This window comes from Novosphingobium aquimarinum (genome assembly GCF_009746585.1).
Taxonomy (GTDB): Bacteria; Pseudomonadota; Alphaproteobacteria; order Sphingomonadales; family Sphingomonadaceae; genus Novosphingobium; species Novosphingobium aquimarinum.
On record NZ_WRPO01000045.1, the window covers coordinates 1 to 6,619 of the forward strand.

The 6,619-nt window shown below is 63.3% G+C and carries 6 protein-coding genes, 1 tRNA gene and 1 pseudogene; 2 read left to right on the plus strand and 6 right to left on the minus strand.

Annotation, left to right across the window (positions count from 1 at the left end):
* Positions 1-119: 119 nt before the first annotated feature.
* Together GQO94_RS20480 and GQO94_RS20485 are read right to left on the minus strand one after the other, a co-directional pair.
* Positions 120-449 (minus strand): Arm DNA-binding domain-containing protein, encoded by a 330-nt coding sequence (locus GQO94_RS20480; protein WP_232333067.1) that lies wholly within the window; start codon positions 447-449, stop codon positions 120-122.
* 46 nt (positions 450-495) lie between these two features.
* Positions 496-571 (minus strand) — tRNA-Thr (locus GQO94_RS20485).
* A 208-nt stretch (positions 572-779) separates the two neighbouring features.
* Here GQO94_RS20485 and GQO94_RS20490 point away from each other — a divergent pair.
* Positions 780-1,904: an NADPH-dependent FMN reductase gene (locus tag GQO94_RS20490; protein WP_198046088.1), complete on the plus strand. Its 1,125-nt coding sequence runs from the start codon at positions 780-782 to the stop codon at positions 1,902-1,904.
* Positions 1,905-2,251: 347 nt separating this feature from the next.
* Here GQO94_RS20490 and GQO94_RS20495 read toward each other — a convergent pair whose 3' ends face one another.
* The 3 genes and pseudogenes from GQO94_RS20495 to GQO94_RS20505 all read right to left on the minus strand — a co-directional run bounded on the left by GQO94_RS20495 (position 2,252) and on the right by GQO94_RS20505 (position 4,754).
* A complete protein-coding gene (locus GQO94_RS20495; RefSeq protein ID WP_156843228.1) occupies positions 2,252-2,989 on the minus strand; it encodes a Crp/Fnr family transcriptional regulator in 738 nt (245 codons plus the stop codon).
* Positions 2,990-3,179: 190 nt separating this feature from the next.
* A pseudogene (locus GQO94_RS21515) lies at positions 3,180-4,171 on the minus strand (alpha/beta hydrolase).
* Complete coding sequence (locus GQO94_RS20505) at positions 4,158-4,754, minus strand: TetR/AcrR family transcriptional regulator (RefSeq protein ID WP_156843229.1); 597 nt, start codon at positions 4,752-4,754, stop codon at positions 4,158-4,160. The pseudogene GQO94_RS21515 and the gene GQO94_RS20505 overlap by 14 nt, the downstream one beginning before the upstream one ends.
* A 212-nt stretch (positions 4,755-4,966) precedes the next feature.
* On the opposite strand from GQO94_RS20505, the gene GQO94_RS20510 reads away from it, so the two are divergent.
* Entirely contained in the window at positions 4,967-5,410 is a 444-nt protein-coding gene (locus GQO94_RS20510) for a hypothetical protein (RefSeq protein ID WP_156843230.1), read from the plus strand.
* A gap of 467 nt (positions 5,411-5,877) precedes the next feature.
* Here GQO94_RS20510 and GQO94_RS20515 read toward each other — a convergent pair whose 3' ends face one another.
* Positions 5,878-6,480 carry a response regulator transcription factor gene (locus tag GQO94_RS20515; RefSeq protein WP_156843231.1) on the minus strand — a complete coding sequence of 201 codons (603 nt, stop codon included), beginning with the start codon at positions 6,478-6,480 and terminating at the stop codon, positions 5,878-5,880.
* Between the last annotated feature and the right edge of the window lie 139 nt (positions 6,481-6,619).

The following is a 6,619-nucleotide window of genomic DNA, read 5'->3' on the forward strand; positions in this document are numbered from 1 at the left end:
CGGGCAATCAGATCATGGGGGGCATGCCCCCCATGATCTGATGATCAAACAGGCGGCATGAACGACAACCGGGATTAGCTTAACTCAGCCGCCAAACTGTCCAAGAACGCGGGACCACCTCACACTTCAGCTCGCGCTTCATCGCGCTTTTCACGCGCCTGCTTTAGCGACACTTCGGGATACCTTCCGAGCGACAGCTTCCTCTCAACACCGAAAATTTTGTAGCGAAATCGCCACAGCAACGATCCAGATGGTTGGACCAGCAGATAGAGCCCATCCCTGTCGGGAACCTTGTAGGGTCGCGCTCGAGGTTGAAGCGCTCGAATCTGTACGTTCGTAAGCACGGTGGGCCACGCCTCCTGAAACGTCCGTGGCCCACCGATTCGTGGCCCACTTTGCGCGGGCCTGGACGGAACATGATGGGAACATACGGAACAAACGAGAGGCATTTTACCGCAGATTTCTGCGGTTTTCTACAATGTTCTCATTATGTACTGGTGCCGCTTACAGGACTCGAACCTGTGACCCCCGCATTACGAATGCGATGCTCTACCAACTGAGCTAAAGCGGCGCTCGGGGACTGGCCCCGGCAGGGGGGCGCATTTACCGAGGGTGGGCGGGGCTTGCAAGGGAATTTGCGCGGGGCCGATGTCGCGAGCGGTCACGCGGTTTGCGGGATTCGGGTTTCGCAACGCGCGGGGCCGAGCGAAGCCGAGGTTTCGCAACATTGCGCGATGCAGGGCATTTCGTGTTGCGAGCGAGACAGGAGCGTCCTCAGTATGGCCAAATTCCATCTTCAGATCGTCGTGTGCAGCGTGCGCGAAGGCCGCATGTCGCTGCCGGTCGCGCAGTGGGTGTACGAGCGCCTCGCTGCGCATGAGCACTTCAGCGTCGAGTTCATCGACCTCGCCCACTGGGATTTTCCGCAGCTGGCGATCTCGCGCTCCCCGGCGATGGGCGAATACGAAACGGCGCTGCAGCGCGCCTGGGGCCGCACCGTGGCGCGGGCCGATGCTTTCCTGTTCGTCGCTCCTGAATACAACCACGGCTATTCGGGCGTGCTCAAGAACGCGCTCGACCACATTTTCGCCGAATGGCAGGACAAGCCGGCGAGCTGTGTCTCGTTCGGCAACGTCGGCGGCGCGCGTATGGTCGAGAACCTGCAGCCGGTGTGGATCGAGCTGGGCATGGTGCCGAGCGCGCCTTCGCACAACTTGCTGGGGGCGTTCGGCAAGCGCGAGGGGGACCGGTTCGTGGGCGACGACGGCGACGCCAAGCGCCTCGACAAGACCGTCGGGCAGCTTGCCGATTGGTGTCGCAAGCTGGGCCGCAAACCGCGCGAAGGTGTGGCGGACGATGCTTCGCGGGTTCTGGTGATGGGGCCGGGCGAAGAGACGATCGCATCGGTGGTGCAGCCCCTGAAGCTGAACGGCTGGAAGGCCGAAGGCATGCTCGTTCCCGACGATGCTTCCGCCCTGCCCGATGCGCGGGAGTTCGATATCGTCAGCTTCGACCGCGGCGCTCTCGGCGCCAAGGCGGATGCGCTGCGCGAAGCCCTGATCGCCCGCAATTCGGATTTGCGCTTCGTCGAAACCATAGTGCCGACTGCGGTGCGCCAGATCGAAGCGGCGCATGATGCGCGGCTTGGCGTCCCGCCGACGATGCAATCGATCGAGGCGGACCAATCGCCTGGTTCGGTGCGGATCGCGGGCGAAGCGCTGGCGGACACCCGACTGGGGCTGACCGGTTACCGGATCGATGGGGGCGTCGAGCGCGTGCGGTTGGGCGAATTCCACCCCGGAGCCGGCCCGTTCGAGATGACGCTCCCTCTCAAAGGCGAACCGCTGGCGAGCCTCGTCGCAGACGGTGACGGGGCGGAGTTCCACCACATCGCTTTCGCGTAGCCCCCGCGCAAACGTCAGACATCGCAGTGCGGATCGATTACGCGGTAGCACTCGTCAGGAGACGATGCCGCTGAAAAAGGAAAGGCGGCGGACCTGAGAAACTGCGTTTCGAAAGCACAAGGCCGGTCCGCCGCCTTTCTGAAAGGCATTGCGAGTGTCCGAACCGGGATGGGCATCCATTCGTCAGAAGCCACCCCCCGAACGGTTGCCCGTCCCGGTCCGTATCCGGCTCGCTCGCGGGGTTCGCTCACCGGGTGACTGTTCTTCTGCCGAAACGGCGCGCCGGGCGCGGTGGCCAAGCCCACAGGCGGGGTGTGAGATTTCTCACATCGCCACCATGAGCACGGTCAAGCCACGCCGCGCCCAATGCCGGCCTGGTTGGCGCGCTGAATGAGTTCGACGTCGCCAGCGGCGGCGCGCACGATTTCGGCAAGCCGCGCGCAGTCTCCCACGGTCAGCTTGCGGCCTTCGCTCGACGTGATCCCCTGCTTCTGGAGATATTGGAGTTCGCGAGTCACCGCTTCGCGATGCGTCCCGATCCGGTTGGCGAGTTCGACATGCGTCGGCGACGGCGCGATCAGCGAGGAATTTTCCGAGATCCCGGCGTCGAGCGCCAGACGCAGCAATTCGCAATGCAGCCGGCTGCGGACTGCCAGCGCATTGAGTTCGAAGACGCGCTCTGTCATCGCGCGCACCATCTTGACGAGCTTGAGCGTCAGCCATTCCGCGCTTTGCGGTGTCGCATAGGCCATGTCCTTGAACACCGAGCCGGGCAGACGCGCCAACGTCGCCTTGCTGGTCGCGGTGACCGTGGCCGAGCGGGGATGGCCATCGAGCGCCGAGAATTCGCCGACGAGATCGCCGACGCTCAGATCGTCGAGGATGATTTCGCGCCCGTTGCGCGAGACCAATTCGACCCTGAGCGTACCGTCCAGGACGATGAAGACATCGCTGGACGAATCCTGGTGACCAATCACGATCTGCCCGGGGCGCAACGAAACCAGCCGCGAGTGCGGCAGCAGCTCTTCCCCCAGCGGCGGGGGAAGCAGATCGACGAGCGAATCCAGATTTGCCACACCTGCCATCGAACGACTCCTGACCTTCAGCTACCGCCAGCTCCCCCCATGAGCGCCGGGTCCATCCAGAGATATCCGGTATTGTGGCCCAAGCGGCGGCGCGTGTCGACGTAGCAAAACGCGGTCGCCGGCTCGGGCGTCGGCTCGAAGGTGAGAGATGCTGGAATGCTGCGCAGCATTCGCAGGCCATCCCCGGCGTTCAGCGCGGACCAATTCCGAGCGCGCGCTGCAGTGCTGCCACTTCCAGCGCATTCTTCTGTTGCACTTGCGGGGTACCCGCAGCGAGGCCGAAGCCATGATACCCGCCGGGAATGACGTGAAGCTCCACCGGCACGCCGGCGCGCGACAGCCTCCGCGCATATTCCAGGCTCTCTTCGAGAAACAAGTCGAGCCCGCCGATGGTGATGCAGGCTGGCGGAAGATCCGACAAATCCTGCACGCGCGCCGGCACGGCGGCCTCCGGAATCTTCGCGGACCCTGCCTCCTGACCAAGCAACGAAGACCAACCGAAAGCATTGTGGTCGCGCGTCCAGGTGAACCGGCCGGTCCAGGGATGCGGATCCGCTGAGCTGGCGGTGCGATCGTCGAGCATCGGCGAATCGAGCAATTGCAGACAGATCGACGGCGCATCTTCGCCCGCGCGCCGCCGGTCGCGCGCATGCAAGCTCAGCGCCGCGGCGTGTCCCCCGCCCGCGCTCTCACCCGAAATCGCGATGCGCGCGGCATCGAAGCCCAGATCGTCCGCATTTGCCGCGACCCAGCACAAGGCCGCGTAACAATCCTCGACGGCACCGGGAAACGCGGTCTCGGGGCGAGTCGATAGCTCGTCGCGACGATCGGACAGCCAAGTGCCAGGGCGCGAGCCCGGTTGATCGGGTCGTTCTGCTCCGGCGTACCGATGACGTAACCGCCGCCATGGATATTGAGCAGGACGGGATGCGGCCCCTGACCGAGCCCCGGCGGACGATAGATCAGCAACCGGATCTCGGGCGCGCCCTCGGGACCCGGCACCGAGCGTTCCGTCATCTCGACGGCAGCCAGGTCCTCCCGCAGCGCCGGTTGCATATCGGCAAGTGCCGACCCGCGCCACGCCTCGACACCTTGCGAGAAGTCCAGCTGGGGAAAGACGTCGAGCAGCGGCTCGAGTTCCGGAGCGATCAGGCGACGGCTCGGGGGCTCATCCTGCGGCATCGTCGTTCCTTTCTGTTGATTCGTCTGCGTCGACGAGGTCCTGGACGATTCTGGCGAACCAGGATTCGATGCGGCGCTGTTCGTTTTCGTTCGCGGCGGCGATCGGCAATTGCCGCAGGTAAAAGACCAGGCCGGTCGCAATCATCGCGATCTCGATCGCGCGTTCGCGGGCATGGTCTCCCCCGAGCCAGCCGGCCAAGTCGGCAATGCTCTTTTCCTCGAACACTCGTGCCGCGATGGCCGCGGCTTCCGGATCGCCCGACGCCAGCGCCAACATGATCGGTGGACGGATCGGGTTGGCCGGGTCGAGCAGCGCATTGGCCAGGTCGGTCGCGAAGGTTTCCCGACTCCTGGCAATCGCGGTGCCCACGGGCAGAGAGGCCGAGAGCGCCGCCTCGAACAGTCCCGCCTTGGATCCGAAGTAGCGCAGCACCAGAGTGGAACTCGTTCCGGCACGTGCGGCAATCTCGCGGATCCCCGTGTGGGAATAGCCGAGTTCGGAAAACGCGATCTGCGCGACTTCCAGGATCCGCGCCTTCGTGGCATCCGCGTTTCTCCTGGATACGGGCTCTTTATCGGCCATGGCGAGAACATTTGCCCATCGCCTTAGATCTGGCAAGGCGTAAGGCAGAAGGTGGGTGGCACCCAGGCCGTAATGAGCCTATCGATTTGAGTCGCGGGATAGGACATGCCGCCGGTCGGAAGAGACCATCCTGGTTGACAGGAATAGTCGACCCGAGTGGTCGGGTTTACGACGATACCGTCGTTCGCGACACAAAAACATGGGTCTGAAGCATGGCAAAGCACGCTGGTGACGAAGTCTGGACCGCGAGGCTGGAAAATTTCCTCAATGATTGCATGAATAGTCGGGAAGAAGAACAGAACGCGCGCATCGCGGATGCGGCAAACCTGTTTCTCTCGATTCCGCTCGTCCAGTCACAGTCTGCCGATGCGGCGAAAACCGGTTCGGTTCGCGCGCTGATCGCGGCCGGTGCTGCCCTCGATGCCGCGCTTGCGATCATCGGAACCGACGCAGTCTTCATGCTCTCCCGCGGCGGAGACGGCACCTGCCTTGCGACCATGATCCTGAGCGATGGAACGGAGGAAGTGATGGGAGAAGCAGGCACGCCGGCCCTTGCGCTTCTCGCGGCTTATACGGCAGCCGTTCTCACCAGAGTTGGAAACAGCGTGGCGGGACCGCTCGCCCAAGACGGTCTGACGGGAGCCAGGCTGCACTGATTTCATCGGGCCGACGCTGTAAGACCGCATCGCCGCGAGCGTGCGTCTGGACACGACCAGCCAGACTTCAATCGTTCAGATGAAGGGACGTGCTGATAGACGAAGCATAGAGGCGGACCCGGCGCGATAGACTCCGCGCTATACTGAAACGCATATCGCGATTTGCCCGCCCTGTTTTGGTGAAACATCGTCGGCGACGGCGCAGCAAGCAGAACCCATCTTCAGCTGTAACGAATGGTCAACGGCAACGAATGGCGGCCAACGATTGCAAGCAAACGCTGACCGCCGCTCAGTTCCCCATGCCTGAGAGGCCCTTGGTGGCGCGAGAAGAACACAGCCAAGGGCGCGCCGCAGGTCGGTGTCGGTACCCGGCGCGGACCTGGTACCGACCGGTCCTTACTAGTGGCCACCCCGCTAAGTGCCGGTTTGCCGTTCGCTCCGGTATTCCACTTAGGTCAACATTGCGCTCAGCTAACCATCGCGGCTTCGATCGCGATGCGGATCGCTTCGGACGTATGCCGCGCGCCCAGCTTGTTGAGCATGTTGGCGCGATGGATTTCCACGGTCCGAGGGCTGATGGACAGTTTTTCGCCAATGAGGCGGTTCGACAGGCCGCTGGCGACGCCGCTGAGAACTTCGCGCTCGCGACGTGTGAGCACGTCCACTCGCGTGCGTGCAACGACTTCGCGCAGCTTCGCGTTGCCGAACGATTCGGACCGCGCCATCGCACGTACCAGCGTCTCGGACAGCTCCTCCGGGCTCATCGGCCAGGCGATGTAATCGATCGCCCCTTGCAGCACCGCCTCGACCACGTGGTGCGTCGAGGGATCTTCGCTGAAGGCGATAATCGGAAACCATTCGCCGTGTTCCGCCATCCGCTCGACGAGCTCGGCGACCGAACCGGCGGTATCGTGCAGCATCACCACTCCGGAACGCGGCCATGCCGACGCGATTTCCCGGATGTTCTCGAACGGTTCGACATGGATGCGGGCCGCAGAAAGGGCGTGGCTGATCGCCGCCCGCCGGCGAACCATACGGTCTATCAGGATGATGTTCGAAACGGGTTCCACGATGATCTCCCTTAGGGTCATCGTGTAATTGCGGCTGCTTCCCTCGGACCTTGGTTGAGGCGCACACTTCTGGTTGTCGAATCCTGAAGGAAGGAAACAGCCATGAAGCACTATGCCGGATTGGACCTGTCGATGGAAA

Excerpts from the sequence above, each read along its gene's own strand:
- GQO94_RS20495 (WP_156843228.1), bottom strand. The coding sequence starts at position 2,989 with ATGGCAGGTGTGGCAAATCTGGATTCGCTCGTCGATCTGCTTCCCCCG.
- GQO94_RS20505 (WP_156843229.1), bottom strand. The coding sequence starts at position 4,754 with ATGGCCGATAAAGAGCCCGTATCCAGGAGAAACGCGGATGCCACGAAG.
- GQO94_RS20510 (WP_156843230.1), top strand. The coding sequence starts at position 4,967 with ATGGCAAAGCACGCTGGTGACGAAGTCTGGACCGCGAGGCTGGAAAAT.
- GQO94_RS20480 (WP_232333067.1), bottom strand. The coding sequence starts at position 449 with ATGCCTCTCGTTTGTTCCGTATGTTCCCATCATGTTCCGTCCAGGCCC.
- GQO94_RS20490 (WP_198046088.1), top strand. The coding sequence starts at position 780 with ATGGCCAAATTCCATCTTCAGATCGTCGTGTGCAGCGTGCGCGAAGGC.